Below are 15,338 nucleotides of genomic sequence, written 5' to 3'. Positions count from 1 at the left end.
TAAGGAGGTGATCCAACCGCAGGTTCCCCTACGGTTACCTTGTTACGACTTCACCCCAGTCATGAATCACAAAGTGGTAAGCGCCCTCCTTGCGGTTAAGCTACCTACTTCTTTTGCAACCCACTCCCATGGTGTGACGGGCGGTGTGTACAAGGCCCGGGAACGTATTCACCGTAGCATTCTGATCTACGATTACTAGCGATTCCGACTTCATGGAGTCGAGTTGCAGACTCCAATCCGGACTTAGACGCACTTTATGAGGTCCGCTTACTCTCGCAAGTTCGCTTCTCTTTGTATGCGCCATTGTAGCACGTGTGTAGCCCTGGTCGTAAGGGCCATGATGACTTGACGTCATCCCCACCTTCCTCCGCTTTATCAACGGCAGTCTCCTTTGAGTTCCCACCATTACGTGCTGGCAACAAAGGATAGGGGTTGCGCTCGTTGCGGGACTTAACCCAACATTTCACAACACGAGCTGACGACAGCCATGCAGCACCTGTCTCATAGCTCCCGAAGGCACCAAAGCATCTCTGCTAAGTTCTATGGATGTCAAGACCAGGTAAGGTTCTTCGCGTTGCATCGAATTAAACCACATGCTCCACCGCTTGTGCGGGCCCCCGTCAATTCATTTGAGTTTTAACCTTGCGGCCGTACTCCCCAGGCGGTCAATTTATCGCGTTAGCTTCGGAGCCCACCACTCAAGGCAGCAAACTCCAAATTGACATCGTTTACAGCGTGGACTACCAGGGTATCTAATCCTGTTTGCTCCCCACGCTTTCGCATCTCAGCGTCAGTATCTGACCAGAAGGCCGCCTTCGCCACCGGTATTCCTCCACATCTCTACGCATTTCACCGCTACACATGGAATTCTACCTTCCTCTTCAGTACTCTAGACCACCAGTTTTAAGTGCAATTCCCAGGTTGAGCCCGGGGCTTTCACACCTAACTTAATGACCCACCTACATGCCCTTTACGCCCAGTCATTCCGATTAACGCTCGCACCCTCCGTATTACCGCGGCTGCTGGCACGGAGTTAGCCGGTGCTTCTTCTGTGAGTAACGTCAATGTGTACACCTATTAGATATACACCCTTCCTCCTCACCGAAAGTACTTTACAACCCGAAGGCCTTCTTCATACACGCGGCATGGCTGCATCAGGGTTTCCCCCATTGTGCAATATTCCCCACTGCTGCCTCCCGTAGGAGTCTGGACCGTGTCTCAGTTCCAGTGTGGCTGGTCATCCTCTCAGACCAGCTAGAGATCGTCGCCTAGGTGAGCCATTACCTCACCTACTAGCTAATCCCATATGGGTTCATCAGATGGCACATGGCCCGAAGGTCCCATGCTTTGGTCTTGCGACATTATACGGTATTAGCAGTCGTTTCCAACTGTTGTCCCCTTCCATCCGGCAGATCCCCATACATTACTCACCCGTCCGCCACTCGTCAGCAAGAGCAAGCTCTTCTGTTACCGTTCGACTTGCATGTGTTAAGCCTGCCGCCAGCGTTCAATCTGAGCCATGATCAAACTCTTCAATTTAAAGTTTGATGCTCAATGAATGTTGACATAAATTTCATTTCAAATGATTCTTGTGTCACTCATCAAGACTTAATTTTTAAGTCCGTAGACTATATTTTTTCGTCCTGTAAGTGCCCACACAGATTGTCTGTTCAAGTTTTTAAAGAGCTGACAGCGCATTCAAAGTCTTCTCAACTTTCGCTGTCCAAGGGCTGCGTATATTACGCTCCTTGTTTTCTATCGTCAATACATTTTTAAGAAAAATCTTAAATATTTTTATGTACTGATTTGTTACTTCAAATTTATTCCTTTCGAAAACATTTTCGGTAACTCGATAACGTGGAGGCGCATTATAAATATCTTTTAATGAAGATCAACATGAAAAGTAGCAATTTACACTTAACTGCCGATTGTTTAATCAGGAAAGATGTCTGATTGAGTAAATTGTCCAGTATAAAAATAAGCAAAAAGGCTTGTGAATATTAACTACAAGCCTTTTTGGGAATCTTCGATTGTAATTATAGACGATTATTTACCAGATGCTTTAATTTTAGCCGGCAAATCTGCCAAACTATCAATAATCCAGTCAGCTTCACTTTCAGCCTCTGGTGTAATCGCATCTCCGGTTTTGACTAAAACCGTTCTTTTTACTCCGGCACTACGACCTGCTCTTAAATCTGACACGCGATCACCAACCATATAAGAGTTAGCCACATCGATCTTTAAATCTTTAGCTGCAGTTAAAAGCATTCCAGGACCAGGCTTACGACATTCACACTCACCATCTTCAGGTGCATGAGGACAATAATAGATACCATCAAGTTCGACACCGCGATCAGCAAGTGACCAATCCATCCATTCAGTTAATTGATCAAATTGTTCCTGAGTAAAGATCTTACGCCCGATGCCTGACTGATTAGTCGTTATTACCAACAAAAAGCCCATCTTTTGCAGTTCTGCACACGCGTCTATCACTCCATCAATGAAATGGAACTTATCAATAGTATGTACATAATTATAATCGATATTAATCGTGCCATCACGATCCAGAAAAATTGCTGGTTTCATAGTAGAAAGTTATCTCTGTCACTTAAAGGAAGAATTATCGCAGGAAAGGTTAATCTAATTTGACTATTGTTGCAATATTATGACATTAAGATATTGACTTAGACGTCTAGACATCCTAATATCGTGAGCAAAGTTATAAAAAAAGATAAGCTATGATTAAACTTGACAATATATCTAAGGTTTTTTATCAGGATAAGAAACCTATCCACGCTCTTGATGAGATTAACTTACATGTTGAAAGTGGACAAATTTTTGGTGTTATTGGTACATCCGGTGCCGGTAAGAGTACGCTTATTCGTTGTATTAATCTGCTCGAGCGCCCTACTTCTGGTAACGTTTTTGTTGACGGGCAAAATCTGACAACACTTTCCAGTAGCCAACTAACAAAAGTACGTAGAAAGATCAGTATGATCTTCCAACACTTTAACTTATTAGCCTCCCGCACTGTGTTTGAAAACGTCGCTTTTCCTTTAGAACTGGATCGTACACCGAAAAAAGTTATTAAAGAGCGTGTTACTGAACTGCTTGAACTAGTCGGACTTAGCGATAAAACCAACGTCTACCCGGCTAATTTATCTGGTGGCCAAAAACAGCGTGTGGCAATTGCCCGCGCACTAGCCAGTAATCCAAAAGTATTGCTTTGTGACGAAGCAACCAGTGCACTTGATCCGGCAACAACTCGCTCTATCCTTGAATTACTCAAAGATATCAATCGCAAACTTAATTTAACCATTTTACTTATTACCCATGAAATGGATGTAGTGAAACAGATTTGCGATCGCGTGGCAGTAATTAGCCAGGGGAAACTTGTAGAACAGGCATCAGTGAGTGAGATGTTCTCTCACCCTAAAACTGATATCGCCAGAGAGTTTATTCGTTCGACTTTGCATCTGGCCATTCCGGATGATTATCAGGAAAAACTAACACCAGAGTATCGTGAAGGTAGTCATCCTATCCTTAAATTAGAATTTACCGGTCAATCTGTTGATGCCCCACTACTTTCTACTGCAGCTAAAAAATTCAGCATTGATAACAACATTATCAGTGCACAAATGGATTATGCTGGAGGTGTGAAATTTGGCATCATGTTAACAGAGCTACTTGGTGAAAATGATAATGTTCATCAAGCTATTGAGTTTTTGAAAGACAATCAGGTTAAAGTTGAGGTACTAGGCTATGTTTGATTTATTAAGTTTTTTACCTGACTTTAAGCCGTTTGAAACTTTAATTCGTTATATGTTCAACTTTGAATTTTGGCAAGTTGTTGTTGATTTTGCCGCATCCCATGATATTTCTCGAGCGATGATCATCAAAATGGCACAAGCAACTGACGAAACGCTAGCGATGACTATTGCCTCCGGCTTTTGGGGAACTTTAATCGGCTTACCACTGGGTGTTTTATTATATACCACAAGACCAGGACAAATTTTACAGTCATCATCGATTCATTTCTTATTATCGATATTGACCAATATCTTCCGTTCTATTCCATTTATTATTTTAGTGGTTTGGATGATCCCCTTTACTCAAACGGTAATGGAAGTGGTCATCAATAAAAAGACATTTATCGGTTTGACCGCGGCACTTGTCCCATTAAGTATCGGAGTGTCACCACTGATAGCTAGAATGGTTGAAAATGCTCTGCTTGAAATACCACGCGGATTAATAGAAGCCGCCCGCTCAATGGGTGCAACACCATTCCAAATCGTCAGAAAAGTTTTAATTCCAGAAGCGCTGCCAGTGCTGGTAAACAGTACAACCATTACGTTAATTACGTTGATTGGTTATGTCGCAATGGCGGGCGCGGTTGGTGCAGGTGGTCTTGGTCAGTTAGCTTATCAATATGGCTATACTATGAATAAGCCACCAGTTATGAATACTGTTCTTGTTATTCTGATCATTATTGTCTTTATGATTCAGTTTATTGGGAATAAGATAGTTAAACGTGTCACACATCATTAATTAATCAGGAGTAGTAAACCATGAAATTCAAATCATTAGCTTTACTTGCAACATTGGCAGGTTCACTCCTGCTAGCGGGTTGTGATAATAGCTCTTCAACAACATCAGCAAATACACCAGCTGCGCAGGAAGAAGCATTAAAGCCAATTAAAGTGGGTGTTATCGCAGGTTCAGAACTGGAAGTTGCTGAATTTGTACAACAACAAGCAAAAGATTTATACAACTTAGATGTTGAGCTTGTTATTTTTAACGACTATGTCACACCAAATCAGGCATTAAATGATGGTCTTATTGACCTTAACGCATTCCAACACAAGCCATATTTAGATGAGCAAATCGCGGGTCGTCATTATGAACTATCTATTGTAGGTAATACCTTTGTTTATCCAATTGCTGCATATTCTTACAAAATCAAAACTATTGATGAGTTACAAGACGGTGCAACAATTGTGATTCCAAATGACCCGACTAACTTAGGTCGTGCTTTACTATTACTTCAACAAAAAGGTCTAATCAAATTAGCTGACGGTAAAGGTTTAATGCCAACTGTACTTGATATTGCTGAAAACCCACATAACTATAAAGTTATTGAGTTAGAAGCACCACAATTACCACGTGCGTTAAATGATTCAACGGTTGATTTAGCTATCATCAATACTGCTTATGCCAGCCAGGTTAACTTAACACCAAAAGATGGTGTATTTGTTGAAGATAAAGAATCTCCATATGTGAATATCATCGTTGCACGTACTGCTGATGTAGATAATCCAAGCATCAAAGCGTTTGTGAAAGCATTCCAGACTGATGCTACTGCAGCTAAAGCTGATGAAATTTTCAAAGGTGGCGCTGTTAAAGGTTGGTAATTGTTAACCATCTAATTGTTATTCTTTAACGACAAAATCCCCAATTGTTTGGGGATTTTGTTTTTCAGGTTAACCTAAAGCAACCAGTAATGCTCCGGCAGTAATAAATAATACACCAAGTATTCCCATCAAAGATATCTTCTCACCCAGTAAGATAACAGCAAGAATAACTGCAAAGACAACACTCAATTTATCAATCATTACAACCTGAGAAACTTGCCCATGTTTGATAGCCAGAAAATAAAATAACCAGGACAACGCGCCAGCAATACCACTTAATACAATAAATAGTAACGCTTTTTTATTGGCAAGCACTTCACCAATTAGCCCAGTTTTTCCCTGTATAAAAACCACACCAATCAGAAACAGAGCCATAACAACAGAACGGATAGCGGTTGCAGTATTGGCATCCAGACTTTGCAGTCCAACTTTACCTAAAATAGCCACAAAAGCAGCAAATACTGCCGAAAGCAAAGCATAAATCAGCCACGTACTCATGTGATTCCCTTGTAGAAATTATTTAATCATAAGAATTATAAAACGATTTTGTGATTATTCAGCTGATATTTTTATCTTATCTATTTAAAATAATGAAAATATGTAAAAATAATATCCTGCTATTTTATCTGGTTGATTAAACCATCTCTGATAAAAACAACATAAAATACATACTCATATAAGGAACAAACAATGGCAACAACAATTAGTACAGACAAAGCTCCAGCAGCAATTGGCCCTTATGTACAAGGCGTTGATTTAGGTAACCTAATTTTTGCTTCCGGACAAATTCCTTTAGATCCGGTCACAGGCTCAATGCCTGAAGATATTAAAGAACAGACACAACAATGCCTAAAAAATATCAAAGCGATTTTAAGTGCTGCAGGCTTATCGGTTGGTAACATCGTAAAAACCACCATTTTCTTAGCGGATCTCAATGATTTTAACGCAGTCAATGAAGTGTATGAGGCGTTCTTTAAAACACATAACGCACGCTACCCAGCTCGTTCTTGTGTACAGGTAGCTCGTCTGCCGCGTGATGCTAAAGTTGAAATCGAAGCGATCTCAGCCAGATAATTAAGAAAACATTCCTGATGACAGAAACTAAAATTTCACCTGTCGGCATTATTCGTTCTCCTTATAAAGAGAAATTTGCCATTCCGCGCCAGCCAAGTCTTGCACCAGCAGGAACAGGTGAACTGCATTTACTCGCACCCTATAATAATCCGGAAATGGTGAAAGGGCTTGAGCAGTTTAGTCATCTCTGGTTAATTTTTTTATTTCATCAGACCACAGCACAAGGCTGGCATCCAACAGTTCGCCCACCTCGTTTGGGAGGAAACGAACGTATCGGCGTATTTGCCTCCCGCTCAACATTTCGCCCTAACAATCTTGGTTTATCTGCAGTGGAACTAAAAGGAATCCACATTGAAAAAGAAAACATCATTCTGCAACTTGGCAGTGTAGATTTACTTGATGGAACTCCGATTATCGATATAAAACCGTATATTCCCTATGCGGACTCCTATCCGGATGCACTTGCCGGTTATGCGCAGCTGGCACCAGAAAATGATAAATTGCAGGTCAGTTTTTCAGAAGTTTTTATGCAACAAATTCAGCAATATCAAAATGCTTACCCACAACTACAACCATTGATAGAGCAAGTTATTCAACAAGATCCCCGACCGGCGTATAAACATAAAAATACAGATCTACAACAATATGGTATGCAACTATTTGATTTTAATATTCGCTGGCAGGTACAAGGACAGCTGGCAACCGTAATTGATCTTGAAAAACTAAATAAGCGACGTTAATTAAATTTCTACTGTAATTTTACTGAGTTACCGATTTTAAAATATCGCTTTTATAGTTGACGAGACAGGTTGTTCCTGCGATATTACCTTATCCTTCACTTGATAAATAAGACACTTAACCTATGCTAAAAAAAATTCTTTGGCCGGCATTTATTGGTACTGTCCTTGCGATAGTCTTACTGATTCTGTTTCCGTCATTGAGAAGTGATGATAAATCGATTATTCCTGATTCGATTTTCACTGATCAGCCATTGAGTTATCGCAATGCAGTTAAAGCCGCTGCACCGGCAGTGGTCAATATTTATAGTCGTAGTATTAGTAATAACCCACAAAAACAAAATTCTGGTATCCAGCCTATTGGCTCTGGCGTAATCATGACAGAGCAAGGTTACATCATCACCAACTATCACGTTATCGCTGAAGCAGAACAGATTATTGTGATTTTACAAGACGGACGTTTATTTGAAGCTATTTTAGTTGGTTCTGACCAACTGGTTGATATTGCTGTAGTTAAAATCGAAGCAACCAATCTGCCGGTTATTCCTATTAACCCGAAGCGTGAACCAGGTATTGGTGATGTCGTGCTGGCAATTGGTAACCCTTATAATATCGGACAAACAATCACTCAGGGTATTATCAGTGCCACTGGACGCGATGGTCTTAGTCCTTATCGTCGTCAAAACTTTATTCAAACTGATGCTTCTATCAATCACGGTAACTCTGGTGGCGCTCTGGTAAATACTCTTGGTGAACTGGTCGGTATTAATACGCTATCTTTTTCTAAGACTCTGGGAACCGAAATTCCTGAAGGACTAGGTTTTGCGATTCCAACCACTCTCGCCACTAAAATTATGAATAAACTAATCGAAGATGGGCAAATTATTCGGGGTTATATTGGTGTTGACGGGCTGGAGTTTAATCCATCACAAAATAATGAACCTTCTAAAATGATGGGAATTTTAGTGACTAATGCTGATGGCCCTGCTGAAAAAGCAGGTATTGAACCAAAAGATATTCTGATCAATGTAAACAACAAGCCTGTTACCTCAATTCTTGAAACGATGGATGAAATTGCCGAGCTTAAACCAGGTACTGAAATCCCGGTCACTGTTCTGCGTAATGGTGAAAAGCTTGAGCTGAAAATTACAGTGGAAAGACATCCAAACTAAGACTATACTTGACAATTAGGGAACAGATCTATATAATCTGCGCCCTAAATCCATGTTCTACTAACATTCGTATGGTGTACAACCAAAGTGGCTTGTATAGCGATACGTACAAAACCGAGGTTTCTATGAAACAAGATATTCATCCAAAATATACAGCGATTACGGCAACGTGTTCTTGCGGTAACGTAATTAAAACTCACTCTACTTTAGGTCACGATATCAATCTTGACGTTTGTGGTGAGTGTCACCCATTCTATACAGGTAAACAACGTGATGTTGCAACTGGTGGACGTGTTGATAAATTCAAACAACGTTTTGCTATGGTTGGCGGTAAAAAATAATTACCTGTACCGTGGAATGCAAAAAGGCGCTTTAAGCGCCTTTTTTATTATCTGTTATTCACCAAACTCATTAGTAATCTAATTTATCCGGATCAATTCCAAGTTCACGCATCTTCTGCTTAGCCGCTTGCGGAATACCGTCAGTACGATCTTTTAGTAAATCTTCATCACTTGGTAGTGGCTGACCAGTAAACGCATGTAAAAATGCTTCACACAGTAATTCACTATTAGTGGCACGACGTAGATTATTTACCTGACGACGAGTACGTTCATCAGTTAAAATTTTTAATACTTTTAATGGAATTGATACTGTAATTTTTTTTACTTGTTCGCTTTTCTTACCATGTTCAGCATAAGGGCTGACATAATCACCGTCCCACTCGGCCATATTAATTACCTATAATTAAATAATAATTGTTCATTGCAAATAAAGCCTGTTTTGAGTCAGGTTATTTTCACTATGCTAATTTTAGCGGTAATTTAGATTTTTCGCAATCTACACATCAAGATATTTAGACATCCAGACATATTGACGTCTTTATTTTTTCTGTTATGCTAAATTTATTCTGTCTTAACTTACAGGCTGGCAATATTATGACGCAGAAAATGACTAAAAAACTTGGTACCATCGCAGTACGTGGTGGGCTTAATACTGATACTCAATATGGTAGTGTTGTTCCACCCATTACTCCTTCAACCAGCTATGGTTTTACTGAGTTTGCTAAACCACGCCAGTTTGACTATGCACGTAAAAGTAATCCTAGTCGTCGTTTGGTGGAAGAAACTGTCGCAGAGCTCGAAGGTGGTGTTGATGCCATTTTGACTAACTGTGGTATGTCTGCTATTCATTTACTTTGTGTATCACTACTTACTCCAAAAGATACCATTGTTGCTCCACATGACTGCTATGGTGGTAGCTACCGTTTATTTAATAGTTTGAGCCAACGTGGTCAGTTCAACGTAATTTTTGTCGATCAGTCAGATCCAAAAGCGCTGGCTGATGCTTTAATGCATAAACCAAAACTGGTACTCATTGAATCACCAAGTAATCCATTACTGCGTGTGGTCAATATCCAGCTGATTGCTAAACAAGCCCATGACGTTGGTGCACTGGTTGCGGTAGACAATACGTTTATGACTCCTATTCTACAAAGACCAATAGAACTTGGTGCTGATATTGTTATTCACTCAGCAACTAAATATCTTAATGGTCACTCTGACCTACTTGCCGGTATTCTGGTCTTTAAAGATCAACAACTAGCAACAGATATTAACTGGTGGGCAAATAATATTGGGACTTTGACTTCATCGTTTGACAGTTATCTATTATTACGCGGACTTCGAACCTTATCTGCCCGAGTGAACATTCAGCAAGATAACGCGCAACATGTCGTTCAATTTTTATTGAATCATCCTAAAATTAATTGTGTTTATCATCCTTCACTGCCAACCAACCAGGGACATGATATTGCCCGTAAACAACAAAAAGGCTTTGGTGCAATGCTAAGCTTTGAGCTTAAAGGCGATGCAGCAAAATTACCGGTTTTCCTAAAACATCTAAAAATCTTTACTTTAGCTCAATCACTAGGCGGTGTTGAGAGTCTGATCTGCCATCCAGCAACCATGACTCATTCAGGTATGAGTGCCGAAGCACGTAAAGTTGCCGGTGTTTCTGATTCGCTATTGCGTATCTCCGTTGGGTTAGAAGATAAAGACGACCTTATTGCTGATCTTGATCATGCATTACAGCATCTTTAATCCCAGACTCGATAACAGCAACAAATAACAATAAGAGATCAATTATGAGTACTTTTCCACATGCAAGGCAACTGCATACACTGAATCAATATGTCAGTGATGTCCAGGATAAAATTAATGTCTCCTTCGAGTTTTTTCCACCTAAAACAGAAGAGATGGAACATACTTTATGGCAATCTATTTTTCGCTTAGCAACACTAAAGCCTAAATTTGTCTCGGTAACTTATGGTGCTAATTCTGGAACACGTGATCGTACTCATGACATTATAAAAGCGATAAAAAGTAAAACAGGTCTGGTTGCTGCACCGCACCTTACCTGTATTGACGCCTCGCAAGAGCAACTAAAACAAATCGCTAAAGATTACTGGGATAACGGTATTCGTCACATTGTCGCTCTGCGTGGGGATATTCCCGCTGGCCAGCCAAACCCGCAAATCTATGCTGCTGATTTAGTTAAGCTCCTTAAAGATGTGGCTGATTTTGATATTTCAGTCGCAGCTTATCCGGAAGTCCATCCGGAAGCAAAAAGTGCTCAGGCTGATATTGATAATCTGAAACGTAAAGTTGATGCGGGTGCTAACCGGGCTATCACTCAATTCTTTTTTGATATTGAACAATACCTGCGCTTTCGTGATAAATGTGCAGCAGAAAATATCAATGTTGATATTATTCCGGGCATTTTACCTGTCTCAAATCTAAAACAGCTGGAAAAGTTTGCCCAGATGACCAACGTCCACGTACCCAACTGGTTGATTAATATGTTTACAAATATTGATGATGATCCGGAAACACGTAAGTTTGTTGGTGCTTCTGTTGCGATGGATATGGTGAAAGTCTTATTCAGAGAGGGAGTACGCGATTTTCATTTCTACACACTTAATCGTGCCGAGATGAGCTTTGCAATGTGCCACACTTTAGGTGTCAGACCTTAATTATTAATCTGAATATAATCAAAGAGTTAAATCTATAACTCTTTGATTTATTTTCAGTTTTTATTTATTATCTTTATTGAGCTTCTTAAGCATCGTTGTAAGCAGTGCCCGATGAGCACGATACAGCTTATCAGCAGGGAAAGCAGCCAGAGCAACCAGAGGTTCAATCCACGCTTGTGGCTCTTCTGTCTCAATATTATAAATTTCAGTGCCAGCAAACAGCGCTTTCTTAGTCTCGACATCATGGTCATCAGCATCACTCAGCATCTGACAATTATCCAGTATTTCCTGAGACAGGGTCTCTACCCAATTATCATGAGCGTTTTTAGGGTGCACATAAGGCGCAATATGACGCAACATATCCCGAAATAAAAGCAGATAGACCATCTGCACATTACGACCAGAAAGCGCTGCTAATTGCTCATCGGACAGGGATTCTTCAATAAATGTTGGTCCCCATTTAAAGAAAAGTGTCTCTTTATAGAATTGAATTGCCGGGCGAATACCTTTGTAATATTTTTTAACCAGTTCATCACTTTCACGAGAAAGCTGAATGGTTGGGTATCCGACATTATTACGTCCGCTTAACTCTCTGGCTGTTAACTCTTTTGCTTGCTTCTTTTTCGGTAAAATTTTCTGTAATAATCGGCCAAACATAATTTATCCTATAATTTAATCGTGTTCACTCGGATAGATAATTGGGTTATTTTCATTTCGTTACTTTGTCGCCAGTCGTTGACGGACAATTTCAAATAAACAGATACCCGTTGCTACAGATACGTTCAAGGAAGATACAGTACCTGCCATTGGAATACTAATCAGTTCATCACAATGCTCACGAGTCAGACGGCGCATACCTTCCCCTTCGGCTCCCATGACAAGTGCAAGTGCACCTTTAAACTGACTTTCATATAAAGTATGCTCAGCATCACCAGATGTCCCAACAATCCAGACATGATACTCTTGCAGGAGACGCATCGTTCTGGCCAGATTGGTTACTCGAATCACCGGTACATTATCAGCAGCACCACTAGCCACCTTTTTAGCAATACCATTTAGTGGAGCAGAACGATCCTTGGGAACAATGATCATATTTGCACCGGCAGCATCTGCACTACGCAGACAGGCGCCTAAATTATGCGGATCCGTGACACCATCCAGAATCAGAATAAATGGATTTTCAGTCTGTTCCAGCAGTGTTGGCAAGTCACCTTCCTGATACTGCGTGCTCTCTTTTACTTTAGCCAAAATGCCCTGATGCACACCATGTTCTGATTGTTCATCAAGCCATTGACGCGTAGTGACACGCACCGTTAACCCCATTTTCTCTATTTGCTGAATTAAGGACATTAAGCGCTTATCTTCACGTCCTTTTAGCATATAGATTTCTAAAAATCTTTCAGGATTGCGCTCAAGTAAAGACTGAACAGCGTGAATACCATAAATTATTTCACTCATCGTTTATTCTTCTTTCCACTTTTATGTTTAGAGCCTGATTTCTCAGCTTTTTTTGGTGCATAAGGATTATCTTGCCCGCGACGTTTTTTCTTCATCGGTTTATCAGCATCCCATTCACCACGCTGATCTTTTGCAGCAGACATTTTAGCGGATTTTTTACGATTGTCTTTAGCTGTTTTACCTGCTCGTTGTGGTTTTTTATCACTTTCAATTAATGAGAAATCGATTTTACGATCTTCCGGATTACTTGCTTCTACTTTAACAGTCACTCTGTCGCCTAACCGATAAGCATAGCCAGATGCTTCACCCACTAAGCGATGACGTACTGAATCATAAGAGTAATAGTCATTTTCCAGTGATGACACATGTACCAGACCATCAATATAAAGATCGTCTAAGCGAACAAAGAACCCAAAGTTAGTGATACTGGAAATAATACCTTTAAATACTTCGCCCACGTGGTCTTGCATAAAGTCACATTTAAGCCAGTCCACCACATCGCGTACAGCTTCATCGGCACGGCGCTCTGTCATTGAACAGTGTTGACCAAAGTAGAGCATTTCTGGCATATCATAACGCCAGCCACCAGTTTGACTCTCCTGCTGTTTATCATGTGCAATAATCCATTTAATTGCCCGGTGTAATAATAAATCAGGATAACGACGAATTGGTGAAGTAAAATGTGCATACTCCTGTAACGCTAAGCCAAAGTGACCGCGATTATCCGGATCGTAAACCGCCTGTTTCATTGAGCGTAAAACTAAAGTCTGAATCATTTCCCGATCTGGCCGATCAGCGACTAAAGTAAGCAGTTCTGCCACGTCTTTAGGTTTTGGATTATCGCCACCAGACAGAACAAGTCCAAGCTCAGCCAGTACGGCTCTAAGCCCCATTAAGCGTTCGCTATCAGGTAAATCATGAATACGGAATAGTGACGGAATACCAGCTTTAGTAACAAACTTAGCTGCAGCCACGTTCGCCATAATCATACACTCTTCAATAATCTTATGAGCGTCATTACGCTCAGCAACTTCAACGCTTTCAATACGTTTATCGGCATTAAAAATAAATTTTGGTTCTGGTGATTCAAACGCAATAGCACCACGCTCTTCACGTACACGGTCAAGCGTCTTATATAAACTATAAATATCTTCCAGGTGAGGTACTAAATCAGCATAATGCTCGCGCAGTTCAGGATCACCCTCAAGAATTTTAGCCACTTTGGTATAAGTCATACGAGCGTGTGAATTCATCACTGCTTCATAGAACTGGTAAGAAGTAAGCTTACCTTTGGCTGAGATCGTCATTTCACAAACCATACACAGACGATCAACCTGTGGATTTAATGAACATAAACCATTTGATAATACCTCCGGCAGCATCGGAATAACCCGTGACGGGAAGTAAACTGATGTACCACGCTGGCAGGCATCTTTATCCAGCGCTGTTTTTGGTCGGACGTAGTAACTCACGTCAGCAATAGCCACCCATAAACGCCAGCCACCACCAGTTTTTTTCTCACAATAGACGGCATCATCAAAGTCGCGAGCGTCTTCACCATCAATAGTGATTAGTGGTAATGAGCGTAAATCTAAGCGACCTTGTTTGGCCTCTTCCGGCACCTCTTCAGTAAAACCAGAGACCTGAGTCAGAACCGCATCAGGCAATACATGAGGGATTTCATGGGTACGAATAGCGATTTCAATCGCCAGATCAGTCTCCATATTCTCACCAAGAATTTCAGTGATACGGCCAACTGCACGTTGACGACGTTCTGGTCTTTGCTGTAATTCAACAACGACAACAGAACCCATACGAATAGTTTGTTCTGGTTTTTCAGCAATTAAAATATCAAAACAGAGTCGGCTATCATCAGGTACCACAAAACCAATACCCTGTTCGATAAAGTAACGTCCAACAATTAAATTATTACGTGGTTCTAAGATACGAACAATTCTGGCTTCCTGCTTACCTTTAAATTTTTTGCCTATTGGCTGAGCCATGACCACATCGCCATGTAATGCCAGTTTCATTTGATCCGGTGATAAATAGTAATCTTCTTTCTCACCTTCTACACGCAGGAATCCGTATCCTTCACGATGTCCGATGACAGAACCTTTGATCATGTCAAATTTTTCAGGTAAGGCGTAACATTGTTTACGGGTAAAGATCAGTTGCCCGTCGCGCTCCATCGCGCGTAAACGACGATGTAACGCGGTCTTTTGATCGTCACTGGTAATAGACATGGCCTCTGCAATCTTTTCCAGATTAACAGGTTTGGCTGTTTTTTGTAGATAATCGAGAATCAGTTCACGACTGGCGATAGGAGATTCATATTTCTCCGCTTCTCGATCAAAAAATGGATCGGTAATCATAGTGTATTATCCTTAACATATTATTATATTGCATCCAGCATAGCATAAGTTAAAACGTTATAGTTGGCCTTAGACATAAA

The 15,338-nt window shown here is 40.7% G+C and carries 15 protein-coding genes and 1 rRNA gene; 9 read left to right on the top strand and 7 right to left on the bottom strand.

All coding sequences use genetic code 11. The annotated features are described in order from the left end of the window. Together IPMB12_RS02520 and gmhB are read right to left on the bottom strand one after the other, a co-directional pair. Window positions 1–1,539 (bottom strand): 16S ribosomal RNA (locus IPMB12_RS02520). A gap of 507 nt (window positions 1,540–2,046) precedes the next feature. Beyond that, entirely contained in the window at window positions 2,047–2,586 is a 540-nt protein-coding gene (gene gmhB, locus IPMB12_RS02515; RefSeq protein WP_166914647.1) for a D-glycero-beta-D-manno-heptose 1,7-bisphosphate 7-phosphatase, read from the bottom strand. Between the two features lie 152 nt (window positions 2,587–2,738). Here gmhB and metN point away from each other — a divergent pair, with 152 nt between their 5' ends. From metN to metQ, 3 genes are all read left to right on the top strand, one after another. Next, window positions 2,739–3,770 carry a methionine ABC transporter ATP-binding protein MetN gene (gene metN / locus IPMB12_RS02510; protein WP_166914645.1) on the top strand — a complete coding sequence of 344 codons (1,032 nt, stop codon included), beginning with the start codon at window positions 2,739–2,741 and terminating at the stop codon, window positions 3,768–3,770. A gap of 106 nt (window positions 3,771–3,876) precedes the next feature. Beyond that, on the top strand, window positions 3,877–4,548 hold the full coding sequence (gene metI / locus IPMB12_RS02505; RefSeq protein WP_166917665.1) for a methionine ABC transporter permease MetI: 672 nt from the start codon (window positions 3,877–3,879) through the stop codon (window positions 4,546–4,548). A 20-nt stretch (window positions 4,549–4,568) separates the two neighbouring features. Then, entirely contained in the window at window positions 4,569–5,411 is an 843-nt protein-coding gene (gene metQ, locus IPMB12_RS02500) for a methionine ABC transporter substrate-binding lipoprotein MetQ (RefSeq protein ID WP_166914643.1), read from the top strand. Window positions 5,412–5,480: 69 nt separating this feature from the next. Here the strand turns inward: metQ and IPMB12_RS02495 are convergent, their stop codons facing one another. Beyond that, window positions 5,481–5,909 carry an EamA family transporter gene (locus IPMB12_RS02495; RefSeq protein WP_166914641.1) on the bottom strand — a complete coding sequence of 143 codons (429 nt, stop codon included), beginning with the start codon at window positions 5,907–5,909 and terminating at the stop codon, window positions 5,481–5,483. A 192-nt stretch (window positions 5,910–6,101) separates the two neighbouring features. Here IPMB12_RS02495 and IPMB12_RS02490 point away from each other — a divergent pair, with 192 nt between their 5' ends. The 4 genes from IPMB12_RS02490 to rpmE all read left to right on the top strand — a co-directional run bounded on the left by IPMB12_RS02490 (window position 6,102) and on the right by rpmE (window position 8,735). After that, on the top strand, window positions 6,102–6,485 hold the full coding sequence (locus tag IPMB12_RS02490) for a RidA family protein (RefSeq protein ID WP_166914639.1): 384 nt from the start codon (window positions 6,102–6,104) through the stop codon (window positions 6,483–6,485). Between the two features lie 17 nt (window positions 6,486–6,502). Then, window positions 6,503–7,225, top strand: coding sequence for a tRNA (N6-threonylcarbamoyladenosine(37)-N6)-methyltransferase TrmO (tsaA, locus tag IPMB12_RS02485; RefSeq protein ID WP_166914637.1), 723 nt, complete (start codon window positions 6,503–6,505; stop codon window positions 7,223–7,225). 122 nt (window positions 7,226–7,347) lie between these two features. After that, window positions 7,348–8,394, top strand: coding sequence for an outer membrane-stress sensor serine endopeptidase DegS (gene degS, locus IPMB12_RS02480; RefSeq protein ID WP_166914635.1), 1,047 nt, complete (start codon window positions 7,348–7,350; stop codon window positions 8,392–8,394). 125 nt (window positions 8,395–8,519) lie between these two features. Further along, window positions 8,520–8,735 (top strand): 50S ribosomal protein L31, encoded by a 216-nt coding sequence (gene rpmE, locus IPMB12_RS02475; protein WP_166914632.1) that lies wholly within the window; start codon window positions 8,520–8,522, stop codon window positions 8,733–8,735. Window positions 8,736–8,805: 70 nt separating this feature from the next. Here the strand turns inward: rpmE and metJ are convergent, their stop codons facing one another. Continuing rightward, entirely contained in the window at window positions 8,806–9,123 is a 318-nt protein-coding gene (metJ, locus tag IPMB12_RS02470) for a met regulon transcriptional regulator MetJ (RefSeq protein ID WP_166914630.1), read from the bottom strand. Between the two features lie 218 nt (window positions 9,124–9,341). Here metJ and metB point away from each other — a divergent pair, with 218 nt between their 5' ends. Both metB and metF read left to right on the top strand, forming a co-directional pair. After that, window positions 9,342–10,493 carry a cystathionine gamma-synthase gene (gene metB, locus IPMB12_RS02465; RefSeq protein ID WP_166917664.1) on the top strand — a complete coding sequence of 384 codons (1,152 nt, stop codon included), beginning with the start codon at window positions 9,342–9,344 and terminating at the stop codon, window positions 10,491–10,493. A gap of 44 nt (window positions 10,494–10,537) precedes the next feature. Then, window positions 10,538–11,425, top strand: coding sequence for a methylenetetrahydrofolate reductase (gene metF / locus IPMB12_RS02460; protein WP_166914627.1), 888 nt, complete (start codon window positions 10,538–10,540; stop codon window positions 11,423–11,425). 60 nt (window positions 11,426–11,485) lie between these two features. Here metF and IPMB12_RS02455 read toward each other — a convergent pair whose 3' ends face one another. Genes IPMB12_RS02455 through rnr form a run of 3 tightly spaced genes read right to left on the bottom strand, consistent with a single transcriptional unit; the run spans window position 11,486 to window position 15,258 of the window. Then, window positions 11,486–12,082, bottom strand: a complete 597-nt coding sequence (locus tag IPMB12_RS02455; protein WP_166914625.1) for a hypothetical protein — start codon at window positions 12,080–12,082, stop codon at window positions 11,486–11,488. 60 nt (window positions 12,083–12,142) lie between these two features. Continuing rightward, window positions 12,143–12,883, bottom strand: a complete 741-nt coding sequence (gene rlmB, locus IPMB12_RS02450; protein WP_166914623.1) for a 23S rRNA (guanosine(2251)-2'-O)-methyltransferase RlmB — start codon at window positions 12,881–12,883, stop codon at window positions 12,143–12,145. Beyond that, window positions 12,880–15,258, bottom strand: coding sequence for a ribonuclease R (gene rnr / locus IPMB12_RS02445; RefSeq protein WP_166914621.1), 2,379 nt, complete (start codon window positions 15,256–15,258; stop codon window positions 12,880–12,882). Before rnr ends, rlmB begins: the two co-directional genes overlap by 4 nt. Window positions 15,259–15,338 lie beyond the last annotated feature (80 nt).

This window comes from Zophobihabitans entericus (genome assembly GCF_011745665.1).
In the GTDB taxonomy this organism is placed as follows: Bacteria; Pseudomonadota; Gammaproteobacteria; order Enterobacterales; family Orbaceae; genus Zophobihabitans; species Zophobihabitans entericus.
The sequence above is the reverse complement of the archived record's forward strand: the minus strand, read 5'-3'. Positions and strand labels throughout refer to the sequence as shown.

Bases quoted from the DNA above. Each gene is read 5' to 3' on its own strand.
- gmhB (WP_166914647.1), bottom strand. From the start codon at position 2,586: ATGAAACCAGCAATTTTTCTGGATCGTGATGGCACGATTAATATCGAT.
- metN (WP_166914645.1), top strand. From the start codon at position 2,739: ATGATTAAACTTGACAATATATCTAAGGTTTTTTATCAGGATAAGAAA.
- metQ (WP_166914643.1), top strand. From the start codon at position 4,569: ATGAAATTCAAATCATTAGCTTTACTTGCAACATTGGCAGGTTCACTC.
- IPMB12_RS02495 (WP_166914641.1), bottom strand. From the start codon at position 5,909: ATGAGTACGTGGCTGATTTATGCTTTGCTTTCGGCAGTATTTGCTGCT.
- IPMB12_RS02490 (WP_166914639.1), top strand. From the start codon at position 6,102: ATGGCAACAACAATTAGTACAGACAAAGCTCCAGCAGCAATTGGCCCT.
- tsaA (WP_166914637.1), top strand. From the start codon at position 6,503: ATGACAGAAACTAAAATTTCACCTGTCGGCATTATTCGTTCTCCTTAT.
- degS (WP_166914635.1), top strand. From the start codon at position 7,348: ATGCTAAAAAAAATTCTTTGGCCGGCATTTATTGGTACTGTCCTTGCG.
- rpmE (WP_166914632.1), top strand. From the start codon at position 8,520: ATGAAACAAGATATTCATCCAAAATATACAGCGATTACGGCAACGTGT.
- metJ (WP_166914630.1), bottom strand. From the start codon at position 9,123: ATGGCCGAGTGGGACGGTGATTATGTCAGCCCTTATGCTGAACATGGT.
- metB (WP_166917664.1), top strand. From the start codon at position 9,342: ATGACTAAAAAACTTGGTACCATCGCAGTACGTGGTGGGCTTAATACT.
- metF (WP_166914627.1), top strand. From the start codon at position 10,538: ATGAGTACTTTTCCACATGCAAGGCAACTGCATACACTGAATCAATAT.
- IPMB12_RS02455 (WP_166914625.1), bottom strand. From the start codon at position 12,082: ATGTTTGGCCGATTATTACAGAAAATTTTACCGAAAAAGAAGCAAGCA.
- rlmB (WP_166914623.1), bottom strand. From the start codon at position 12,883: ATGAGTGAAATAATTTATGGTATTCACGCTGTTCAGTCTTTACTTGAG.
- rnr (WP_166914621.1), bottom strand. From the start codon at position 15,258: ATGATTACCGATCCATTTTTTGATCGAGAAGCGGAGAAATATGAATCT.